Raw genomic sequence first — 20,172 nt, 5'->3', positions numbered from 1 at the left:
GCCCGACCTCAGTCGTCGATCCCCGACCTCTCCACCCCCGCCACGATCCACCGCTGGAAGAACAGGAAGACCACCAGCAGCGGCACGATCGACACCGCCGCCGCCACGAAGAGTTCGTGCAGGCGGATGACCTGCGACGTGGTGAAGGTGGCCAGCGCCACCTGGACCGTCCACGCATCGCGGTCCTGGCCGATCACCAGCGGCCACAGGAAGGAGTTCCACGCGCCGATGAACACGATCGTGCCGACGGCCGCGAAGACGGGCCGGGAGTTCGGGACGACCACACGCCAGTACGTACGCCAGTAGCCGAGCCCGTCCACGCGCGCCGCGTCCTCCAGCTCCCGGGGGAAGCCCAGGAAGTACTGCCGGAAGATGAAGCACGCGAAGGCCGAGAAGAGCGTCGGGACGATCAGGCCGCGCAGGGTCGAGACCCAGCCGAGCGACGAGACCAGCACGAAGCTCGGTACGAAGGTGACGGCGGCCGGGACCATCATCGTGCCGAGGATCGCGTAGAAGACGCGGTCGGCGTGGCGGTAGGGGATGCGCGCCAGGCCGTATCCGGCGAGCGAGGCGAGGACGAGGGTGCCGAGGGTCGTCGCGACCGCGATCAGCGTCGAGTTGAGCAGGGCGCGCGCCATCGGCACGGTGGGGTCGTCGAAGAGTTCGGAGAGGTTGGACCAGTGCAGGGTGGAGGGGAAGAAGGTCCAGTCGGGGGACGTGATGTCGTCCTCGGACGCGAGTCCGTTGCGTACGAGGAGGTAGAAGGGGATCAGGAACAGCAGCGCGAGGGCGATGAGCAGTACGACCCGCAGCGCGCGGCCCACCCGGACCAGGGCGTTGTCCATTTTCGTCAGTCCTCCTTCCTGCCGAGGCCGAACCAGCGCGCCTGGCCGACCGTCACCACCGCGATGATCAGCGCGAGGATCACCGCGCCCGCGCTGCCGAGCCCGAGGTTCTGCCCCTGGCCGAGTGCCGTGTAGTAGAGGTAGACGAGCGGCGGGCGGGCGTAGGGCGGGTAGCCGCGGGAGTCGGAGAGCAGGTTGTAGAACTCGTCGAAGGCCTGGAAGGCGTTGATGACGAGCAGCAGCGTCACGGCGATCGAGGTCGCGCGCAGCTGCGGGAGCGTGATGTGGCGCAGGACCTGCCAGCCGGGCCGCGCCCCGTCCACGGCCGCCGCCTCGTAGAGGGTCGGGGAGATCCTCTGGAGGCCCGCGAGAAAGAGGATCATGTAGAAGCCCGCCTGGAGCCAGAGCCGTACGGTGACGATGACCAGCCAGTACCAGGGCGGTTGTGTGGTCGAGAGCCAGGCGACCTGGTCGGCGCCGAACCAGCCGAGGACGGTGTTGGCGAGCCCGAACCGCACCCCGTTGAAGATCGACAGCTTCCAGACCAGTGCCGCCACGACGTAGCTGCACGCCGCCGGGAGGAAGAAGACCGACCGGAAGAACGCCTGCGCGCGGCGCACGCGGTTCACCATCAGGGCGAGCGCGAGCGACAGCACGAAGGTCGTCGGGACGATGAAGGCGGAGAAGACCGCGAAGGTGACGAGGCTGTCGGTGAACGCGTCGTTCCGCATCATCGACGTGTAGTTGTCCAGACCGACGAATTCGTCGGGCGAGACCGTGTTGTGGGCGTCGAAGAAGCTGAGGTACACGCTCCAGGCGAGCGGTACGTACGTGAAGAGGACCAGGCCGAGCGCGAAGGGACCGACGAAGACCCAGAACCAGAGGGTGCGGTTCTGGGTGCCGAGGACCCGCCTCACGGCTTCTTCTTGACGCGGTCGAGCTCCGCCCGCACCTTGCGCACCACCGACTTCAGCTCGCTCTCCGGATTCGCGCCGGACTTGATGATCCGGCTCAGCGCGTCCTGGTACGCGGTGCGGCTCGCGGGTGTCCACAGCAGCGGCTCGGCGTAGCCGTACTCGGTGGAGTAGCGCACGGCGTCCGCGGCCGGGCCCTCCTTCAGCTTGCCGGCCTTCTTGGCGAGGGAGAGCCTGGCCGGGATGTGGAATCCGTAGGAGAGCGCGAAGTCCTCCTGGTACTCCGTCCTGTCGATCCACAGCCACTTCAGGAAGTCCTTCGCCTCCTTCTTGTGGTCGCTGCGGGCGCTCACGGCGGCGCCGTACGCCCCGACGGGCAGCGCGGGCTTCCCGCCGGGCCCGTCGGCGGGCAGCGCGAGGACGCCGAAGTCGTCGCCGAACTCCTTGCGGACGGCGGGCAGCGCCCACAGGCCGCACCACTGCATGGCGGTCAGCTCCTGCGTGAACGCCGACGGGTCCGACCAGTCGGCGGGCGCGCCGAGCAGCAGCGACTTGTCGGCGTACAGCTGGCGCAGCTTGCCGAGGGCACGGGCGGCCGCCGGGTCGTCGAAGCCGACCTCGCCGTCCTGCGTGACGGAGGAGAGGCCCGCCGCGTACAGCGGGGTGATGCCGAGCGCCCCCGCCCCGCCGTCGTTGCCGAGGAAGAGACCCTTGACCGTCTTCGTCGTCAGCGCCTTCGCCGCGTCGACCAGCTCGTCCAGGCTCTCCGGCGGCCGCACGCCCGCGTCGTCGAGCAGGCTCTTGCGGTAGTAGAGCAGGTGCATGTCGACGACCTGGGGGACCGCCCAGATCTTCCCGTCGTACGTCTTCGGGGCGAGCACCGCCGGGTTGAAGTCGTCCTTCACACCGTCGAAGAGGTCGCTCAGATCGACGACCTGCCCGCCCCGGATCTGGTCCAGGGAGGGGCCGTTGACCTCGAAGACGTCGGGCCCGGAGTCGGTGAGCAGGGCGGCGGCGGTCTGCTCGTCGTAGTTCCCGGGCCGCCACTGCACGCTGACGTCCGCCTTGTCGTACGCGGCGGCGTACCGCTTCACGGCCTGCTCGGTGCCCGCCTCGCCGTACTGGTGGTACCACTGCGCGAGCCGCGGGCCCTTGCCGCCCGAACCCCCGCCGCCCCGGCCGGTGTTGGACCCGCACGCGGTGAGCAGCCCGAGCGACGCGCCGGTCCCGAGCAGTGTCCTGCGGCTGATGGTCATGCTGATCGTCCCCCTGCGTGTGTCGGTGTTCCTGTACGTGTCGACGTGTCGGCCCAACGATCAACCATGCGCGGTGATTACGACAGACGTGTTGCGGCCGAGTGTCGCCGTCGGCGCCGAGCGTCCCCGTCAGAGCCGAGTGTCGCCGTCAGCGCCTCGTCAAGGTCTGCTACTTCCGTGTATGCGACGCGTCAACGCCGACGCCGCGACCGCGCGGGCCGCCTTACGGTGCCGCACATGGGACACAACAGGACGACATGGGGCGCCACCCGGCGCGGCGGCGTCGCGCCGGGGGCGGGCGCGGGGGCGGGCGCGGGGGCGGGGGCGGGGGCGGACGACACGGTGACCGACCGGAGCCGGGCGGCGCACGTGCGGACCGCCGTCTTCTGCGCGGCGGCGCTCTTCGTGCTCCTGGTCCTCCTCGACCTGGCCGACGACCGCAGCGTCGGCATGGCCGGACTCGCCCTGTGGGCGGGGCTCGCCGCGCTGCTGTACGTGGTGCTGCACCCCGTACGGGTGACGGCGGGCCCCGGCTGGCTCGCCGTCCAGGGCCTCGGGCGCCGCAGACACGTCTGCACCGGTCTGCTGACCGCCGTGCGGTACAGCGAGGGCGTCGCCGCGCGCCTGGTCCTGTGCGACTCACTCGGCAACCGCGTCGAACTCGACCCGCGGATCCTCATCGACAACCCCCTGCTGCTCCACCGCCTCGACCGCGGCGCCCGCTACGCGCGCGAGGCGGGCCTGCTCAGAACGGGCTGCGCCGAACTACGGCGACTGACGGCACGTGTGGACGGGGCGGCGGCACGGGGCGTGTTCGAGGCGTCGGGGCTGCGGTAGGGGAGGGGAGGCGGTTCGGTGAGGGGTGGAGCGGCGTGCGGGCATGCTCGAGGCGTCGGGTCTGCCGCGGGGCGGGGCGGCGGCTCGGTGGTGGGCGGGGTGTCGGGGCTGCCGTTGGTGGAGCGATGGCGTGGGCTGCTCGTGTGTCGGACGCGGGCCCGCATGGCGTTGAGTGCAGGTCAGGGGGACCTTCGGCTCTGGATGATGGTGGGGCGGGTGGGGAGGCTCGGGGTATGGACATCGCCACCCGCGCCGACCTCGACGTGCTGCTCCGCCGCTTCTACGCGGCCGCGTTCGCCGACCCGCTGATCGGCCCGTTCTTCACGGAGGTCGCCGGGACCGACCTCGATGTCCACCTGCCGCGCATCACCGACTTCTGGGAGCGCGCGCTCTGGCGCACCGCCGACTACCGCCGCGACGCCTTCGCCCCGCACGCCGCCCTGCACACGGCGCGCCCGCTGACCGCCGAGCACTTCGGCCGCTGGGTGCAGCTGTGGCACGCCACGGTCGACGGGCTGCACCACGGCCCGGACGCTGACCGCGCGAAGGCGCAGGGTGAGCGGATCGCGCTCGCCATGCTGCGGCGCGTCGGCGGCAAGGACGCGTCCACCGCCGGGGACGGCCCCGGTTTCGTCCCGCTGGCGGCGGTGGAACTGCGTACGGCGGCATAGGGCGGCATACGGACAGGCCCGGCTCAGGCCGCCGCGCCTCCGTCTATGACCAGGTCCGTGCCGACCACGGAGCCGGATTCGTCCGATGCCAGATACAGCACGGCCGCGGCGACCTCCTCGGTCGTCGAGACCCGGCCCAGCGGCGTCTGCTCCTTCATGCGCGCCGCCCGCTCGGCCTCGGTCTCGCCGGGGCGGAGCGACATGGAGGTGTCGGAGGAGCCCGGGCTGACGGTGTTGATGCGGACCCCGTCCCGGATGTGCTCGGCGGCGGCCGCGCGGCTCAGCGCGGAGACGGCCGCCTTGGTCGCCCCGTAGGCGGCCGTGCCGGGGACGCTCGTGTGGGCGCCCAGGTTCGAGCCGATGTTGACGATCGCGCCACCCGCGGCCTGCGTGCGCATCTGCCTGACCTCGGCCTGCAGGGCCAGCAGGACACCGGTGACGTTGATGTCGAGCATCGTGCGCCAGTCCTCCTCGGGCAGCTCGGCGACCGGCTGCCCGGCGCGCAGGACGCCCGCGTTGTTGACGGCCACGTCCAGGGAGCCGAAGCGGTCCACGGCCGCGGCGACCAGGTCGGCGAGGTCCGCCGAGCGCGAGACGTCGGCGGTGACGGCGAGGGCGGTGCCGCCGGCGCCCTCGATGAGCGCCACGGTCTCCTTCAGGGAGGCCTCGGTGCGCCCGGCCACGACCACGTTCGCCCCCTCGGCGGCGAACGCGAGGGCGATGGCACGGCCGATGCCGGAGCCGCCGCCGGTGACGAGGGCGGTGCGGCCGGAGAAGCGGGTACGGGTTGCTTCAGTCATGACAGAGCACTCTTTTCTTGACCGGTCGGTCCATTATCTGGGCATGGAAAATGGGGCAATAGGGCATGGAGAAGGAAGGAGGCAAGGTGTAGGGAAGAAGGAATGGAACTGCTTCTCTACTCAAGGAGCTTCAGCGCCTGCTCCACCGCGTCCCGCACCCGCGCCGGATCCCCGGACACCTTGCCGACCACGCGCAGCCCCTGCATCAGGACCAGCAGCATGCGGGCGAGCGTCAGCGGATCGCGGTCCTCGGGCAGCTCGCCCTGAGCCCGCGCCCGGACCAGCGCGGAGTGCAGCAGGGTCTCGATGTGCTCCCAGTTGCGCTCGACGCGGCGCAGCGCCGCGTCGTCGTGGGGGCCGAGTTCGGCGGCGGTGTTGGTGATGAAGCAGCCGGAGTGGCGGTCCTCCTCCGAGGTCGCCTCGCCGCCGAAGCGGCGCACGACCTCGCGCACCGCGGGCAGCGCGGGGCCCGGCTGGGACAGCGCGGCCAGCAGGCGGGGATTCTGGGTCTCGGCGTACCGCTCAAGGGCCTTCAGATACAGGTCGTGCTTGTTGCCGAAGGTCGCGTAGATGCTGGCGCGCCCGATGCCGAGCGCCTCGACGAGGTCCGCCATCGACGTCGCCTCGTAGCCGCGCCGCCAGAACAGCTCCAGGGCTGACTGCAGCGCGGCGTCGGGGTCGAATTCCTTGGTCCTGGCCACGAATGAGACTCTACGTTTTTCTGGAACGATCGGTCAAGCAATACGAACGGGATGGACCGCCACCGCCACCTCGTCGTCGTCCAGGCACCGCCCCGTCTCCAGATCGAACCGCTGCTTGAGAAGCGGAGAGGCGACGAACGGCCGACCGCCCTGGGAGCCGAGCAGACCCCGGGAGAGCACCGCGGCGCCCGTGAACGGGTCGCGGTTGTCGATCGCGTACGCGCGCCCCTCGCGGTCGAGGAAGAGCGCGGCCTGGCTGCCGTCGGGCAGCAGCGCGGCGAGGCCCCGGCCGGGCGTCAGCCGGGCGCGCTCGCAGACCTCGAACCAGTCGTCGGACAGCCGGAGTTGCACACGGGTGTCGGGGGTGGAGGACATGGCGCTCATCGGGAGGCTCCTTCCAGGGGCCGCGGGCTGATGGAGAGCAGGGGCAGGTCCGGCTTGATCTGGTCCCGCTCCGGGACGAAGCCCACCGTCGGGTCCGGCACGCCCGGCGCGTTCACGAAGGAGACGAAGCGGGCGAGGCGCTCCGGGTCGTCGAGGGTCTCGGCCCACTCGTCGCGGTAGTGCGTGACGTGGTCGGCCATCAGCGCCTCCAGTTCGGCGCAGATGCCGAGCGAGTCGTGGACGACCACGTCACGTACGTGATCGAGGCCGCCGTCGATCCGCTCCAGCCAGGCGGCGGTGCGCTCCAGGCGGTCGGCGGTGCGGATGTAGAACATCAGGAACCGGTCGATGAGGCGCACCAGTTCGGCGTCGCTCAGGTCCTGCGCGAGCAGATCGGCGTGGCGCGGCGTGGCGCCGCCGTTGCCGCCGACGTACAGGTTCCAGCCGCTCGCCGTGGCGATCACCCCGAAGTCCTTGGACTGGGCCTCGGCGCACTCGCGGGCGCAGCCGGACACCGCCGACTTCAGCTTGTGGGGTGCCCTGAGTCCTCGGTAGCGCAGCTCCAGGTCGATGGCCATGCGTACGGAGTCCTGCACTCCGTAGCGGCACCAGGTCTGGCCGACGCATGACTTCACCGTGCGCAGCGCCTTGCCGTACGCGTGTCCGGACTCGAAGCCCGCGTCCACCAATCGCGTCCAGATGATCGGGAGTTGCTCGACCCGTGCTCCGAAGAGGTCGATGCGCTGGCCGCCGGTGATCTTCGTGTAGAGGCCGAAGTCGCGTGCCACCTCGCCGATGACGATGAGCTTCTCGGGGGTGATCTCGCCGCCGGGGATGCGGGGGACCACCGAGTACGAGCCGTTCTTCTGGAGGTTGGCGAGGAAGTGGTCGTTGGTGTCCTGGAGGGCCGCCTGTTCGCCGTCGAGGACGTACCCCTCGGCGCCGATCGTCGGGGCCAGCGAGGCGATGATCGAGCCGACCGCCGGCTTGCACACCTCGCAGCCCTCGCCGCCGCGCGCCGCCTCGCGGCCGTGCCCGTCGAGCAGCGCGCGGAACGACGTGACCCGCAGGACGCGCACGATCTCGTACAGCTCCTGCCGGGTCTGGGCGAAGCAGCCGCACAGCCCCTTGTCGCCGGACTGGGGAAGCAGCCGGCCGATGACCTTCACGCAACTGCCGCAGCCCGTACCGGCCTTGGTGCACTTCTTCACCTCGGGCAGCGTGGCGCAGGCCTGGATGGCGTCCTTGGTGACGTTGTGGCAGCTGCAGATCACCGCCGAACCGGGCAGCGACTCCGGGCCGAGCGCGGCGGGGGCGCCCGCGCCCTCGGGCAGCACCAACTGCTCGGCGGGCAGCGGCGGCACGGTCCCGGTGAGGGGGCGCAGCAGACCGTACGAGTCTGCGTCACCGACCAGGATGCCGCCGAGCAGCTCACCGCCCGCGCCCATCACCAGCTTCTTGTACGTCCCCGAGCGCGAGTCGGAGTAGACGACGTCGAGGCAGCCGTCCGCCGTGCCGTGCGCGTCGCCGAAGGACGCGACGTCGACGCCGAGCAGCTTCAGCTTGGTGGACAGGTCGGCGCCGGTGAAGCTGCCCTCCTCGGCGGCGATGGCGGCGGCCGCGGTCTGCGCCATCTCGTAGCCGGGCGCGACCAGGCCGTACACGCGGCCGTCCGCCGCCTGCGCGCACTCGCCGATCGCGTACACGTCCGGGTCGCTGGTGCGGCACCGCTCGTCGACGGTGATGCCGCCGCGCTCGCCGACGGTGAGGCCGTGCTCGCGGGCGAGCCGGTCGCGCGGGCGGACACCCGCGGAGAACACCACGAGGTCGGTGGCGAGTTCGCTGCCGTCGGACAGCTTCATGGCGCTGACCGCGCCGTTCTCGCCCGTCACGATCTCCTGTGTGCCGGTGCCCGTGTGCACGGTCAGACCCATGCCGGTGATGGTGCGGAGGAGGGCCGCGCCGCCGCCCTCGTCGACCTGGACCGGCATCAGCCTCGGCGCGAACTCCACGACGTGCGTGGCGAGGCCGAGACCGCGCAGCGCGCCCGCCGCCTCCAGGCCGAGCAGACCGCCGCCGACCACCGCGCCGGTCGTGGCGCGCTGCTTCGCGTACTCCTCGATGGCCAGCAGGTCCTCGATGGTGCGGTACACGAAACAGCCCGTCGCGTCCTTGCCGGGCACGGGCGGCACGAACGGGTAGGAGCCGGTGGCCAGCACGAGCGTGTCGTACGTGAGTGTGCGGCCGGAGCGGGCGGTGACCGTCTTCGCCTCGCGGTCGAGGCTCTCGGCGGGCTCGTCGACGTACAGCTCGATGCCGTGCCGGTCCAGGAAGTCGCGGTCGGTGAGCGAGAGCTCGTCGGGTGTGCGGCCCGAGAAGTACGAGGTCAGCTGGACGCGGTCGTAGGCGGGGCGGGGCTCCTCGCAGAGCACGACGATCCGGTGGCTCGCCGCGAGGCCGCGCTCGACGGCGGCCTCCAGGAAGCGCTGGCCGACCATGCCGTGGCCGACGAGCACGATCGTGGGCCGGTGCGGGGTCTGTGCGGTGTTCGGCTGGGGTGTCGGCATGTCAGCGGCCTCCGTTGGGGGTCTGCCCTGCTCGAACGAAGTCGGGAGCGTGGGGATGGGTGAGCAGGTCGAGCAGCGGGCTGTCGTCGTCGGGCAGCGGGTCGTCGGCCTCCCAGGCGCGGGCCAGCGCGCCCACCGAGGCGAGGTCTCCCAGCAGGACGCCGCCGACCAGGCGGTCGCCGCGGACGACGACCTTGCGGTAGGTGCCGCGGGTGGCGTCGGCGAGCTGGATGACGTCGTCGTCGGGGCGCGGCTCGGGGTCGCCGAACGCGGCGAGGTCCAGGGGCCCTGGCCCGGCCAGGGTGAGGCGGGTGAGCATGCGGCTGCCGGTGTAGGGGGCGGCGCTCTTGCCGGTGCTCGTGCCGGTGCTCGTGCCCGTGCTCTTGTGGGTGCTCTTGTTGGCGCTCTTGTGGGTGAGGGCGTCGGCGAGAGCGTCGGCCTGTTCGAGCGCCGGGGTCGCGAGGCCGTAGACGCGGCCCGCGTGCTCCGCGCAGTCGCCGATCGCCCTGATGTGCGGATCCGACGTACGCAGCCGGTCGTCCACGACGATGCCCTTGCGTACGTCGAGTCCGGCGGCCAGCGCCAGACCGGTGCGGGGGCGTACGCCGCAGGCCAGGACGGTCACGTCGGTGTCCAGCGTGTAGCCGTCGGCCAGCTCCACGTGGCGTACGGCGCCGTCCGTGACGCCGACGCCGCGCACCCGGCACTCGGTGTGCACCTCGACGCCCAGGCCGGTGAGGTGCGCCCGCACCAGCTCCGAGGAGGCCGGGTCGAGCTGGCGCTCCATGAGCCGCTCGGCCTGCTGGGTGAGGACGACCTGCGCGCCCCGCTGGGCGAGGGCGCGGGCCGCCGAGACACCGAGGAGGCCGCCGCCGATGACGACGACGCGGGTGCCCGGCGTCACGGCGGCGGACAGGGCCAGGCAGTCGTCCATCGTCCGGAAGGCGTGCACGCCGCCCGGCAGTTCCCGTGCGCCGGGCGCGAAGAGGCCGCGCAGGGGCGGCAGGACGGGGTTGGAGCCGGTCGCGAGGATCAGGGTGCCGTACGGGACGACGGTGCCGTCCTCGCAGTGCACGCGGCGCTCCGCGCGGTCGACGCGGATCACTCGGGTGCGGAGGGTGGTGGCCCGGGGGGTCGGCAGGGTGATCACGTCCGGGCCGTAGCGGCCCGCGAGGACCTCCGCGAGGAGGACGCGGTTGTACGGGGCGTGATCCTCCTCGCCGATGAGTACGGTGTCGGTGCCGTCAGCGCCGTCAGCGCCGTCAGGGCCGTCGGCACCGTTGGCGACGAGGCGGGCCGCTACGCGGGTGCCGGCCAGGCCCGCGCCGATCACCACTGCCGTGTCTGTCATGTTCCGCAGCCTGCGGGGTGGGTGTTTCCCGGTCGGGGCCGGGTTGTTTCTCTGCTGGAACGGAGCGCTCAGCGTTCGCCGGGGGGTGGTGTGAGGGGGCTGTGCCTGTGCCTGTGCCGCCGCTTCGCGGCGGATGCTCTCCCACCCACCCGTTTGCCCCGCGTCGGGCCCTTGCCGTAGGGGCCGGGCCGTTTGCCTCGCGTCGCGTTCTTGTCGGAAACCCCAGGAACCTCAGGGGACCCTCAACTCTCCGGGCTTTCGTGGACGGCGTGCTCTCCGCCTCCATAAGGTCGCGATCATGCCTGACATATCCCTGACCACGGTCGTCGTCCTCTGTCTCGCCGCCCTCGCGGCCGGCTGGATCGACGCCGTGGTCGGCGGTGGCGGACTGCTGCTGCTTCCCGCTCTGCTGCTCGGGCTGCCGGGCGGCACCCCGGCCGCGCACGCCCTCGGCACCAACAAGGCCGTGGCGATCGTCGGGACGACGGGTGCCGCCGTGACGTACGTCAGGAAGACCCGGGTCGATGTGGCCACCGCCGTACGGATCGGCCTCGCCGCCCTCGCCGGGTCGATGGGCGGCGCCTTCTTCGCGGCGGGGATGAGCACCGACGTACTGAAGCCCGTGATCATGGTGGTGCTGGTCTCCGTCGGCGCCTTCGTCATCCTGCGGCCCGCCTTCGGCACCGCGCCCTCCGCCGAACCCGCCTCGCCGAAGCGGATCCTCGCCGCGATCGGCCTCGCCGGGCTCGGCATCGGCTTCTACGACGGTCTGATCGGGCCCGGCACGGGCACCTTCCTCGTGCTCGCCCTGACCGCCGTGCTCCATCTCGATCTGGTCTCCGCCTCGGCCACCGCCAAGATCGTCAACTGCTGCACCAACGCCGGTGCCCTCGCGATGTTCGCCTGGCAGGGCGCGGTCCTGTGGCGACTGGCCGCGCTGATGGCCGTCTTCAACCTCGCGGGCGGCATGTTCGGGGCGCGCACGGCGCTGAAGAAGGGCAGCGGTTTCGTCCGGGTCGTGCTCCTGACCACCGTCTTCGGGCTCGTGGTGAAGATGGCGTACGAGCAGTGGGTGGCGTGAGTGAGCGGCTGTTTCAGCGCACCGCCGTCAGATGCGCGAAGACCACCACGTTGCCCTGGTAGCCGGTCCGCTTCGAGTACTTCCCGCCGCAGGTGATCACCCGCAGCTCGGGCCGGGGAGCGGCGCCGTACACCTTCTCGTCGGGGAAGTCCTTGGCGTCGTACACCTCGTTCGCGTCGACCGTGAAGACGGCCACGCTGCCGTCCCTGCGTTCGACCTCGATCGTGCGGCCCTTGCGCAGCGCGCCCAGCTCGTAGAAGACGGCGGGGCCCTCCTGGTTGTCGACGTGGCCCGCCACGATCGCGGTGCCCCGCTCGCCGGGCGTCGTGCCCGCCTCGTACCAGCCCGCGAGGTTCTTCCGCTCGGGCGGCGGCACGTCGAGGCTGCCCTGCCGGGTCAGGCCGAGCCCCATCAGGGGCGCGTCGACGCCGATCGCGGGGATCCGCACCCGGTCGGGCGGGGACGGCGGGAGCGGCGCGGTGCCCGGGTCGGGGCGGTGGGCGCCGGGCCGGGTCGGGGCGCTCTGCTCGGCCTGCCCGCCTTGCTCCTCCCGCCCGGCGTGCTCCTCCCGCCCGACGTGCTCCTCCTGCCCGGTCCGCGCGGCCTGCGCCGAGGAGGGCTGCGGCGGCGGGTGCGACGCGGTGCCGCTGCTCAGGAGCCACGCGCCGGAGCAGAGCGCCACGACGGTGACGGTCGCTATGACGGCGTTGCCGGTCCTCTTGCTCGTACCGGACTCGCGCATATGTCCCCCTCGGGGTCGGTCGGGCCGGTCCCTCGTCCCCCTCCCCGCCCACGAGGGGACACGGGCCGGGAGGGGGCAGGGGCGGCGGTACCGGTGGACAGCGGAGGGTGTCCGTCAGATCCTGTCGCCTCTCGCCCGGCGATGCAGGAGCCAGGTACCGCCCGCGGCGGCGACGGCCAGGGCCGCCACTCCCGCCGCGGTCTGCACGGGGTCGGGACCGAGCGCGCCACCGACCCCCGTCTTCACATGTCCCTTGGGATGCGGCTGCGGTCGCTCCCCGGCGGCCGCGGTGGAGGTGATCGTCACCACCAGATCGCCCGCGACCTGCTTGTCCTTCACGGCGGCGCCACCGGCCCCGGAGCACTTCACGACGATCTCGTACGTCCCCGGCTGCGCGGAGGGCGGCACCTCGAACCGCCCCGCCGCGTCCTCGGGGCGCGCGCCCGGCGCCAGGCTGAACGTGCCCGCCCCGACCGCGCTCGCGTCACCCGTCGCGGTCCCTCCGGGGCCGCAGGCGGTGGTGTTCACGGTGACGGCGGAGCCGGGGGTGACGGTGGACGGCTGGATCTCCAGGCTCCCGACGGGCGCGACGGGCGCGACGGGCGCGACGGGCACGGTTGGCGCGGCCGTCGCGGCGGTGGCGGGGACGGCCAGGGCGCCCGTCACCGCTACGGCGAGCGCGGTACCGGACAGCAGGCGGGCGTTGCGCATGGTGCTTGTTCCTCCGAGGCCTTCGCGGGACACGGCCCGCGACACCCCCAAGTGCCGCTGCGTCGGTCGAACCCCGCTGTACCGAGGTAAGTGGCACTCGACGGCGCACGCCTCCTGATGAGGCGCCAGAATGCTGCCGAATGGGCGGCTTTCACCCCGGTAAGGCTTGCGTTCCAGCAGGTCACCGGCTTTCGACGGCAAGAATCCGAAGAGCGCGAACGGCGGCTGTGAATGGGTGACCCCGCGCGGCGCCTGCGAGTGGGTGACCCCGCGGGGCGGCTGTGGACGGGGGACCGCTCGGTGGCGCGGTCAGATCGTGGCCCAGGGCACCTGCTCGTAGATCTCCGCCACCGTCGCCATCAGCTTCTCGTCGACGCCGTACGCGACGTCGTCCACGCGCCGCACCGGGCTGACCCCCCACGCGTTCGTGACGAAGGCCGCCGTGTACGACGGCAGGTCCGCGAGGGTGACGGGCGCGTGCCGGGAGGGCAGCCCGGCGCCGGGCAGGCGCGCCTCGATCAGCTGCATCGTGATGCCGGACAGATGCGGCGCGTCGGGCCACACGATCTGTGCCCCGTCGAAGAAGGCGACGTTGGTGACGGCGCCCTCGCTGATCTCCCCGCCGGGGCCGGTGAGCAGCGCGTCGTCGAACCCGGCGCCCCGCGCCAGCTCGCCGTGGCGGGCCTGCCCGAAGCCGCCCAGGTGCTTGATGTGGGCGAACGGCCGCTGGTACGGCACGGACATCAGCGACTGCGCCCGGGCCTCCATGCCGACGGGCAGTTCGATGGGCGGCCGCACGGTGACCATGAGGGACGGCTCCCCTTCGGGGGCGTGGACGTATACACGTACGGACGCGTCATCGAGATCTCCGAGGCCGTCACCGCCGTCACCGCCGCCGCGCAGGATGTGCCGGACCGCCCCGCGCACCCGCTCCCCGTCGAGCTCCCGCCCGAACAGCTCGCGCGTGGCCGCGTCGAGCCGGGCCAGATGGCGGTCGATGCCGCGCACCTTGCCGCCTCTGACCTGCATCGCGGTGAAGTGCCCGGTGGTGACGAGGGCCGGCCAGAGCAGGCTCTCCGCGGTGGCCGGACGTCCGTCGATCTCAATTCGCTGCACCAGCGCAGGGTTTGTCATGCGGACACGCTACGAGACGGCTTCCGGTTCCGGCGGGCTCCCGGTGGCGCGCGGGTCCTGTTCCTCCAGCAGGCGGCGCGGCCCCGGCCCGTGCTCGCCCAGCTCGTCCCACGGGTTGGTCAGCGCGCACTTGGCGAGCGAGAGGCAGCCGCAGCCGATGCAGTCGGTGAGGTTGTCGCGCAGCCGCTGGAGGGTGCGGATACGGGTGTCGAGGTCCGCGCGCCAGCACTCGGAGATCCGCGCCCAGTCCTCGCGGGTCGGCGTGCGGTCCTCGGGGAGCAGGCCGAGCACCTCGCGGATGGTGGCCAGCGGGATGCCGAGCCGCTGCGAGGTGCGGATGAAGGCGACCCTGCGCAGGGTGTCGCGGCTGTAGCGGCGCTGGTTTCCCGTCGTGCGGCGGGACTTGATGAGCCCCTCGCGCTCGTAGAACCGCAGGGCGGAGGCGGAGACTCCGCTGCGCGCGGCGAGCTCTCCGACGGTGGCTTCCTTGGCGTCCGGTGCGAGATGGGCGGTCATGCGGTCAGGTTAGCCACAGAACGGGCTTGACCTGAACCAAGGTTTAACTAAGAGGCTTGTCCCATGACCGAGACCACGCCCTCCCTGTCCACCCCTTCCGCCGCTCCTGCCACCGCCGCTGCCTTTGGTGGCGGTGTCGAGGGTGACGCGCCGCTGCGCGTCGCCGTCATCGTGGGCAGCAACCGCGAGGGCCGCTTCGGGCCGATCGTCGCCGAGTGGCTGCTCGCCCGGGTCCGCGAACACCCCGACCTCACCTTCGACGTCGTCGACCTGGCCGAGTCCGACCTGCCGACCTCCCTCTCCTTCAACCCGTCATCCGCCGTCGCCGCCGAACTCGCCAAGGTCACGCCGAAGTTGGCCGCCGCCGACGCGTTCATCGTCCTCACCCCCGAGTACAACCACTCCTACCCGGCGTCCCTGAAGGGCCTCATCGACTGGCACAAGGCCGAGTGGGAGGCCAAGCCCCTGGCCTTCGTCTCGTACGGAGGGCTCTCCGGCGGCCTGCGCGCCGTCGAGCACCTGCGCCCGGTCTTCGCCGAGCTGCACACCGTGACCATCCGCGACACCGTCTCCTTCCACAACGCCGGCGCCCTCTTCGACGACGACGGCAACCACCGCGACCCGGCGGGCGCCGACGCCGCCGCGAAGGCCATGCTCGACCAGCTGGTGTGGTGGGGCTGGGCCCTGCGGAGCGCCAAGGCGGCCCGGCCGTACGGCAGTTAGGTCCGCCCCTTTCACATCCGACCCAGGAGACGAAAACCGCAGCTCAAACGCCGACGCACTCGATCTGACGTACTCCATCACTCATACGGACTACATCGCGCGACCACCCAGAGTAATGGCGACGATGCTCTGCGTGTGCCCCGTGTGGAGCACACGACCGGTGCGTGCGCACCCTGTCCCCAAGAAGGAGCCGCTTCATGCGAGTCCGCCGTTCCCTGCCGGCCTTCGTCGGAGCCGTCACGCTCGCCCTCGGCATGTCGATGGCGGCCGGCGCCTCCGCCACCGCCGCCTCGCCGGCCATCCAGAACCCCTGCGGGTTCTACGAGACCCACAGCGACGCCTACTACAACCACTGCACGAGCGACGGCTCGAAGGTTCTGATCGAGATCGACGACTGGGGTCCCAACACGACCAGGTGTGTCGGCCCCGGCGTCACCTGGATCGGAAAGGCTGGAGACGTGGACGGCGCCTGGTACATCGGGCGCACCTGCTGATCCCCTCCTAGTCCTGTCCTGACGGGCCCGGGCGCACCGCGTCCCGGGCCCTGTCCGCGTGTTCGAGCCGCACCGCGCACACCTTGAACTCCGGCATCCGCGACACGGGGTCCAGCGCCGGATGCGTCAGCGAATTGGCCCGCCCCTCGCCCGGCCAGTGGAACGGCATGAACACCGTGTCGGAACGGATCGACGACGTGACCCGCGCCGGAGCCACCGCCCGGCCACGCCGCGACACCACGGCGACCGCCTCGCCCTCGGCTATCCCGAGCCGCGCCGCGAGCCGCGGATGCAGCTCCACGAAGGGGCCGGGCGCCGCGGAGTTGAGCTCCTCGACCCGCCGCGTCTGCGCCCCCGACTGATACTGAGCGAGCACCCGCCCGGTGGTGAGCAGCACGGGATACTCCGCGTCCGGCTCCTCGGCGGCGGCCCGGTGCACAACCGGCACGAACCGCGCCCGCCCGTCCCGCGTCGCGAACCGCTCCAGAAACAGCCGCGGCGTCCCGGGATGCGCGGACGCACCGCCGCCACCTTCACTGGCGTCCTCCCTGGACTCAGCACCGGTGCCCTCACCACAGCCGTCGGAGCCTGCGTCGGCCTCCTCGCCGGTGCCCGCACCGGGGTCCATATCGGCGCCCGCATCGGCATCCCCGCCGGCGCCCGCAGCGCCGCCCCCGCCAGGGCACGGCCAGAACACCCCCTCGCCCTCTCCCTCCCTCAGCCGCTCGTACGAGATCCCCGAGTAGTCCGCGGGTCCGCCCGCGCTCGCTCGTCGTAGTTCCTCGAAGACCTCCTCCGGATCGACGGGGAAACCCTTTCCGTGGCCGAGCCGCGCCGCGAGTCCGTGCAGAACGTCCAGGTCGCTCCTGACCCCGGGGGGCGCGGACACCGCCTGGCGGCGCAGCAGCACCCGCCCCTCCAGGTTCGTCACCGTCCCGGTCTCCTCGGCCCACTGCGTCACCGGCAGCACCACGTCCGCCAACTCGGCCGTCTCCGACAGCACCACGTCCGCCACCGCGAGGAAGTCCAGCGAACGCAGCCGCTCCTCCACATGCGCGGCCCGCGGCGCCGACACCACCGGGTTGGAACCCATCAGGAGCAGCGTCTTGACGTCCCCGCCGAGCGCGTCGAGCAGCTCGTACGCCGACCTGCCGGGCCCCGGCAGCGCATCGGGGTCCACGCCCCAGACCGCCGCCACGTGCGCCCGCGCCGCCGGGTCCGTCAGCTTGCGGTACCCGGGCAACTGGTCCGCCTTCTGCCCGTGTTCGCGCCCGCCCTGCCCATTGCCCTGCCCGGTCAGGCAGCCGTACCCGGACAGCGGCCGCCCGGCCCGTCCCGTGGCGAGGCACAGATTGATCCACGCCCCGACGGTGTCCGTGCCCTTGGACTGCTGCTCGGGCCCGCGCGCGGTGAGCACCATCGACGCCTCCGCGTCGCAGAACATGCGGACGGTCTCCCGCAGTTGGGGCACGGGCACCCCGGTGATCCGCTCGACGTGCTCGGGCCAGTGCGCCATCGCCGCCGCCCGTGCCTCCTCCCATCCGCTCGTCCGCTCCGCGATGAACGCCTCGTCCGTGCGGCCCTCCGCCACGACCAGGTGCAGCAGACCGAGCGCCAGGGCGAGGTCCGTGCCGGGGCGCGGCGCCAGATGCAGGTCGGCCTGCTCGGCGGTCCGTGTCCGTCGCGGGTCCACGACGATCAGCGTGCCGCCGTTCTCCCTCAGCTCCGTGAGGTACCGCAGGGCGGGCGGCATCGTCTCGGCGAGGTTCGACCCGACGAGGATCACGCAGCCCGTGCGCGGGATGTCCTCCAGCGGGAACGGCAGCCCCCGGTCGAGCCCGAACGCCCGCTGCCCGGCCGCCGCCGCCGACGACATGCAGAACCGTCCGTTGTAGTCGATCTGCGACGTGCCGAGCACCACCCGCGCGAACTTGCCCAGCGCGTACGCCTTCTCGTTGGTCAGCCCACCGCCGCCGAACACCCCGCACGCGTCCGCGCCATGTTCCGTACGCACGCGGGACAGCTCGCCGGCGATCCGGTCGAGAGCCTCCTCCCAGGTGGCCGGCGCGAGCTTGCCCGTGGCGTGGGATCGGACGAGGGGCTCGGTCAGGCGCACCCGGGAGGAGAGCAGAGCGGGCGCCGTACGTCCCTTTCCGCACAGGGCGCCCTTGTTCACGGGGAACGCCGCGCGCTCCACGACCTCCACAGCACCACCGGTGCTCGCCGTCAGTCCCATCCCGCACTGCAGCGCGCAGTACGGGCAGTGGGTCGCCGTCACCGCCGTGGCCGCGGGTGTCGCGGAGGTCGCCGGTGTCGCGGGTGTCGCCGTGGAGTGCATGCCGCCCAGCGTCCGCCGTGCTTGTTACGTGCCCCGACGTGCTCGCGTTACGCACGCGGTAAGCCGATCTCAGCCGTGGCCGCGCCTCGCTGTGAGGTCCGGGACCGAGCCGCCCAAGGCTCAGCGCCGTGACGCCAGCGCCCGCTCCACGCCCGGCTCCTGCTGGCCGAGGAACCTTGGATCGGGCGTGAACACCGCGTCCAGCGCCGCCTTGCCCGCCGCGAACACCTCCCGCGCGCCGCCGTAGTACCAGGTCGTGTCGTGCACGGCGTCCACGCCGACGCCGTACGACGAGACGCCCGCCGCGTCGCACAGCGCGACCGCTCTGCGTATATGGAAGCCCTGGCTGATCAGCACCGCCCGGTCCACGCCGAAGATCTTCTTGGCGCGGACGCAGGAGTCCCACGTGTCGAACCCGGCGTAGTCGCTCACGATCCGCCGGTCCGGCACGCCGTGCTTCTTCAGGTAGGCGCGCATCGCGTCCGGTTCGTCGTACTCATCGCGGCCGTTGTCGCCCGTGACGAGCACGACCTCTATCCGTCCCGCCCGGTACAACTCGGCCGCCGCGTCCAGCCGGTGCGCGAGATACGGCGAGGGCTCGCCCTCCCACAGTCCGGCGCCGAAGACCACCGCGACCGGTGCGCGCGGCGCGTCCGCGACCGTGCCGATGTCACGGTCCGTCGTGACGAACAGCCAGGTCGCGGGCAGCAGCGCGAGCACGCAGAGCGCCATCGCGGCCTGTACGGTCCGCCGCTGTCCCTTGCGTGTACGCGGAAGCCGCAGCCATGCGGGCCGCCGCAGCCACGCCCATGCCCGGCCTCGCAGCCGTGCCCACCCCGTCCGGCCCGTCCCACCCGTCTGGTCCGTCCGACCCGTCTGGTCCGTCCGACCCGTCTGGTCCATCCGGTCCATATGCGTTCCGCCCCCCGTGCCCCCGGATCTCCCCCGATCCGATCACTGCCACAACGGTAAACGCCCCCGCCACCGCCGAGCATGCCCCGCGCCCCGGAAGCAACCCTGAAACCCCCCTGACCCCACCCCCTACACACACCCCTCACGCCTGCCCCTGACCACGCCCCACCCCCCTCCGTGAGCCCCGCGAAAACAGTCGTCACGGCCGCGCAACGCCTACGCAATCTGGCCCGGTCATCCTCGGTCCATGACGCCGTCGAACCCTCTCCGCGACGAGTCCGGCAGCACTCACCTCGACAGTACGGCGCAACTCATGGACCGCATCACCAGCCAGCTCGACAGCCAGCTCAGCCTCGTCTCACCCGACGGCAGGCGCCGCCCCGGCCTGCACAGCCCCGGCCTCCGCCCCGTCGCCCGTCCCACGCTCGTCCTCGTCGGCCACGGCAGCCGCGACCCCCGCGCCCTCGCCGCCGTCACGGCCCTCGCCGACCGGATACGCGAGCAGCGTCCCGGGCTCGCCGTCCGCCTCGGGCACATCGAGCTGAACGAGCCGCTGCTCGGCGACACCCTCGCCGCGCAACGAGGGGGCCCGGCCGTGCTCGTGCCCCTGCTTCTGAGCCGCGGCCAGCACGTGAAGCGTGACATCCCGGCGGCCGCCGCCGACGCGTCCCACCTCGATACCCGCGTGGCCGCCCCGCTCGGCCCGCACCCGCTGCTCGCCGAGGCCCTGCACACCCGGCTCGTCCAGGCGGGCTGGCCCGCACGGCCTCCGGGCGCCGCCGCACGCCGCCGTCACGCGGTCGTCCTCGCCGCCGCCGGCTCCCGGGACCCGGAGTCGGCCGCCGACACCGAGAGGGCCGCCGCTCTGCTCGCCGACCGGCTGGGCGTCCCCGTCGTTCCCGCCTACGCCGCGCCCACCGCGGCCTGTACCCGCACCGTGCCCGAGGCGCTCGAAGCGCTGGCCGCCGAGGGCCGGACCCGGGCCGCCGTCGCCGCGTACTTCACCGCCCCGGGCCGCTTCGCCGGCCAGAGCGCGGCCGCCGCGCCCTGGGTCGCCGCGGCCCCGCTCGGCGCCCACCCGGCGCTCGCCCGCCTCGTCCTGCACCGCTACGACCGGGCCCGCACCGCTCCGCCGGTGGCCGAACCCCGTCGGCTGACCGCGGTCTGACGAAAAAGCCAGGTCCCTTTCTGTCAC

At 72.4% G+C, this 20,172-nt stretch carries 20 protein-coding genes; 6 read left to right on the top strand and 14 right to left on the bottom strand.

All coding sequences use genetic code 11. From position 1 onward, the window contains the following. Window positions 1–8 precede the first annotated feature (8 nt). The 3 genes from ACWDZ7_RS06860 to ACWDZ7_RS06850 are packed head-to-tail and all read right to left on the bottom strand — an operon-like array spanning window position 9 to window position 3,015. Window positions 9–845 (bottom strand): carbohydrate ABC transporter permease, encoded by an 837-nt coding sequence (locus ACWDZ7_RS06860; RefSeq protein ID WP_451795447.1) that lies wholly within the window; start codon window positions 843–845, stop codon window positions 9–11. A 5-nt stretch (window positions 846–850) separates the two neighbouring features. After that, the gene (locus ACWDZ7_RS06855; RefSeq protein WP_451795445.1) at window positions 851–1,762 is read right to left on the bottom strand and encodes a carbohydrate ABC transporter permease; all 912 of its coding nucleotides are present in this window, start codon (window positions 1,760–1,762) and stop codon (window positions 851–853) included. Then, window positions 1,759–3,015 (bottom strand): ABC transporter substrate-binding protein, encoded by a 1,257-nt coding sequence (locus ACWDZ7_RS06850; protein WP_451795443.1) that lies wholly within the window; start codon window positions 3,013–3,015, stop codon window positions 1,759–1,761. Before ACWDZ7_RS06850 ends, ACWDZ7_RS06855 begins: the two co-directional genes overlap by 4 nt. Before the next feature lie 237 nt (window positions 3,016–3,252). On the opposite strand from ACWDZ7_RS06850, the gene ACWDZ7_RS06845 reads away from it, so the two are divergent. Both ACWDZ7_RS06845 and ACWDZ7_RS06840 read left to right on the top strand, forming a co-directional pair. Next, window positions 3,253–3,852, top strand: a complete 600-nt coding sequence (locus ACWDZ7_RS06845; protein WP_451795442.1) for a hypothetical protein — start codon at window positions 3,253–3,255, stop codon at window positions 3,850–3,852. 233 nt (window positions 3,853–4,085) lie between these two features. Further along, window positions 4,086–4,523: a group III truncated hemoglobin gene (locus tag ACWDZ7_RS06840; RefSeq protein WP_451795441.1), complete on the top strand. Its 438-nt coding sequence runs from the start codon at window positions 4,086–4,088 to the stop codon at window positions 4,521–4,523. A gap of 23 nt (window positions 4,524–4,546) precedes the next feature. On the opposite strand, the gene ACWDZ7_RS06835 is transcribed toward ACWDZ7_RS06840, so the two are convergent. The 5 genes from ACWDZ7_RS06835 to ACWDZ7_RS06815 form a co-directional block, all read right to left on the bottom strand. Continuing rightward, a complete protein-coding gene (locus ACWDZ7_RS06835) occupies window positions 4,547–5,323 on the bottom strand; it encodes an SDR family NAD(P)-dependent oxidoreductase (protein ID WP_451795439.1) in 777 nt (258 codons plus the stop codon). A gap of 116 nt (window positions 5,324–5,439) precedes the next feature. Continuing rightward, entirely contained in the window at window positions 5,440–6,024 is a 585-nt protein-coding gene (locus ACWDZ7_RS06830; RefSeq protein ID WP_451795437.1) for a TetR/AcrR family transcriptional regulator, read from the bottom strand. Between the two features lie 33 nt (window positions 6,025–6,057). After that, window positions 6,058–6,408: a nitrite reductase small subunit NirD gene (gene nirD / locus ACWDZ7_RS06825; protein ID WP_451795435.1), complete on the bottom strand. Its 351-nt coding sequence runs from the start codon at window positions 6,406–6,408 to the stop codon at window positions 6,058–6,060. Continuing rightward, the gene (gene nirB, locus ACWDZ7_RS06820; RefSeq protein ID WP_451795433.1) at window positions 6,405–8,975 is read right to left on the bottom strand and encodes a nitrite reductase large subunit NirB; all 2,571 of its coding nucleotides are present in this window, start codon (window positions 8,973–8,975) and stop codon (window positions 6,405–6,407) included. The genes nirD and nirB overlap by 4 nt, the downstream gene beginning before the upstream one ends. Before the next feature lies 1 nt (window position 8,976). After that, window positions 8,977–10,326, bottom strand: coding sequence for an NAD(P)/FAD-dependent oxidoreductase (locus tag ACWDZ7_RS06815; RefSeq protein ID WP_451795431.1), 1,350 nt, complete (start codon window positions 10,324–10,326; stop codon window positions 8,977–8,979). Window positions 10,327–10,624: 298 nt separating this feature from the next. Here ACWDZ7_RS06815 and ACWDZ7_RS06810 point away from each other — a divergent pair, with 298 nt between their 5' ends. Then, window positions 10,625–11,407, top strand: a complete 783-nt coding sequence (locus tag ACWDZ7_RS06810) for a sulfite exporter TauE/SafE family protein (RefSeq protein ID WP_451795429.1) — start codon at window positions 10,625–10,627, stop codon at window positions 11,405–11,407. Between the two features lie 13 nt (window positions 11,408–11,420). On the opposite strand, the gene ACWDZ7_RS06805 is transcribed toward ACWDZ7_RS06810, so the two are convergent. The 4 genes from ACWDZ7_RS06805 to soxR form a co-directional block, all read right to left on the bottom strand. Next, window positions 11,421–12,149, bottom strand: a complete 729-nt coding sequence (locus tag ACWDZ7_RS06805) for a class F sortase (RefSeq protein WP_451795427.1) — start codon at window positions 12,147–12,149, stop codon at window positions 11,421–11,423. Between the two features lie 114 nt (window positions 12,150–12,263). Then, on the bottom strand, window positions 12,264–12,860 hold the full coding sequence (locus tag ACWDZ7_RS06800; protein WP_451795425.1) for a hypothetical protein: 597 nt from the start codon (window positions 12,858–12,860) through the stop codon (window positions 12,264–12,266). A gap of 309 nt (window positions 12,861–13,169) precedes the next feature. After that, window positions 13,170–13,994, bottom strand: coding sequence for an aminotransferase class IV (locus ACWDZ7_RS06795; RefSeq protein WP_451795423.1), 825 nt, complete (start codon window positions 13,992–13,994; stop codon window positions 13,170–13,172). 9 nt (window positions 13,995–14,003) lie between these two features. Then, window positions 14,004–14,510, bottom strand: coding sequence for a redox-sensitive transcriptional activator SoxR (gene soxR / locus ACWDZ7_RS06790; RefSeq protein WP_451795421.1), 507 nt, complete (start codon window positions 14,508–14,510; stop codon window positions 14,004–14,006). Window positions 14,511–14,573: 63 nt separating this feature from the next. Between soxR and ACWDZ7_RS06785 the strand changes: the two genes are divergently transcribed. Beyond that, window positions 14,574–15,233, top strand: coding sequence for an NADPH-dependent FMN reductase (locus tag ACWDZ7_RS06785; RefSeq protein ID WP_451795419.1), 660 nt, complete (start codon window positions 14,574–14,576; stop codon window positions 15,231–15,233). 197 nt (window positions 15,234–15,430) lie between these two features. Further along, window positions 15,431–15,727, top strand: coding sequence for a DUF6355 family natural product biosynthesis protein (locus ACWDZ7_RS06780; protein ID WP_451795417.1), 297 nt, complete (start codon window positions 15,431–15,433; stop codon window positions 15,725–15,727). A 7-nt stretch (window positions 15,728–15,734) separates the two neighbouring features. Here the strand turns inward: ACWDZ7_RS06780 and ACWDZ7_RS06775 are convergent, their stop codons facing one another. Both ACWDZ7_RS06775 and ACWDZ7_RS06770 read right to left on the bottom strand, forming a co-directional pair. Then, on the bottom strand, window positions 15,735–18,065 hold the full coding sequence (locus ACWDZ7_RS06775) for a molybdopterin oxidoreductase family protein (protein WP_451795415.1): 2,331 nt from the start codon (window positions 18,063–18,065) through the stop codon (window positions 15,735–15,737). Between the two features lie 120 nt (window positions 18,066–18,185). Next, window positions 18,186–18,977, bottom strand: coding sequence for a SanA/YdcF family protein (locus tag ACWDZ7_RS06770; protein ID WP_451795413.1), 792 nt, complete (start codon window positions 18,975–18,977; stop codon window positions 18,186–18,188). A 247-nt stretch (window positions 18,978–19,224) separates the two neighbouring features. Between ACWDZ7_RS06770 and ACWDZ7_RS06765 the strand changes: the two genes are divergently transcribed. After that, on the top strand, window positions 19,225–20,145 hold the full coding sequence (locus ACWDZ7_RS06765; protein ID WP_451795411.1) for a sirohydrochlorin chelatase: 921 nt from the start codon (window positions 19,225–19,227) through the stop codon (window positions 20,143–20,145). Window positions 20,146–20,172: the final 27 nt, after the last annotated feature.

The organism is Streptomyces sp. NPDC003032, from assembly GCF_053591415.1.
The sequence above is the reverse complement of the archived record's forward strand: the minus strand, read 5'-3'. Positions and strand labels throughout refer to the sequence as shown.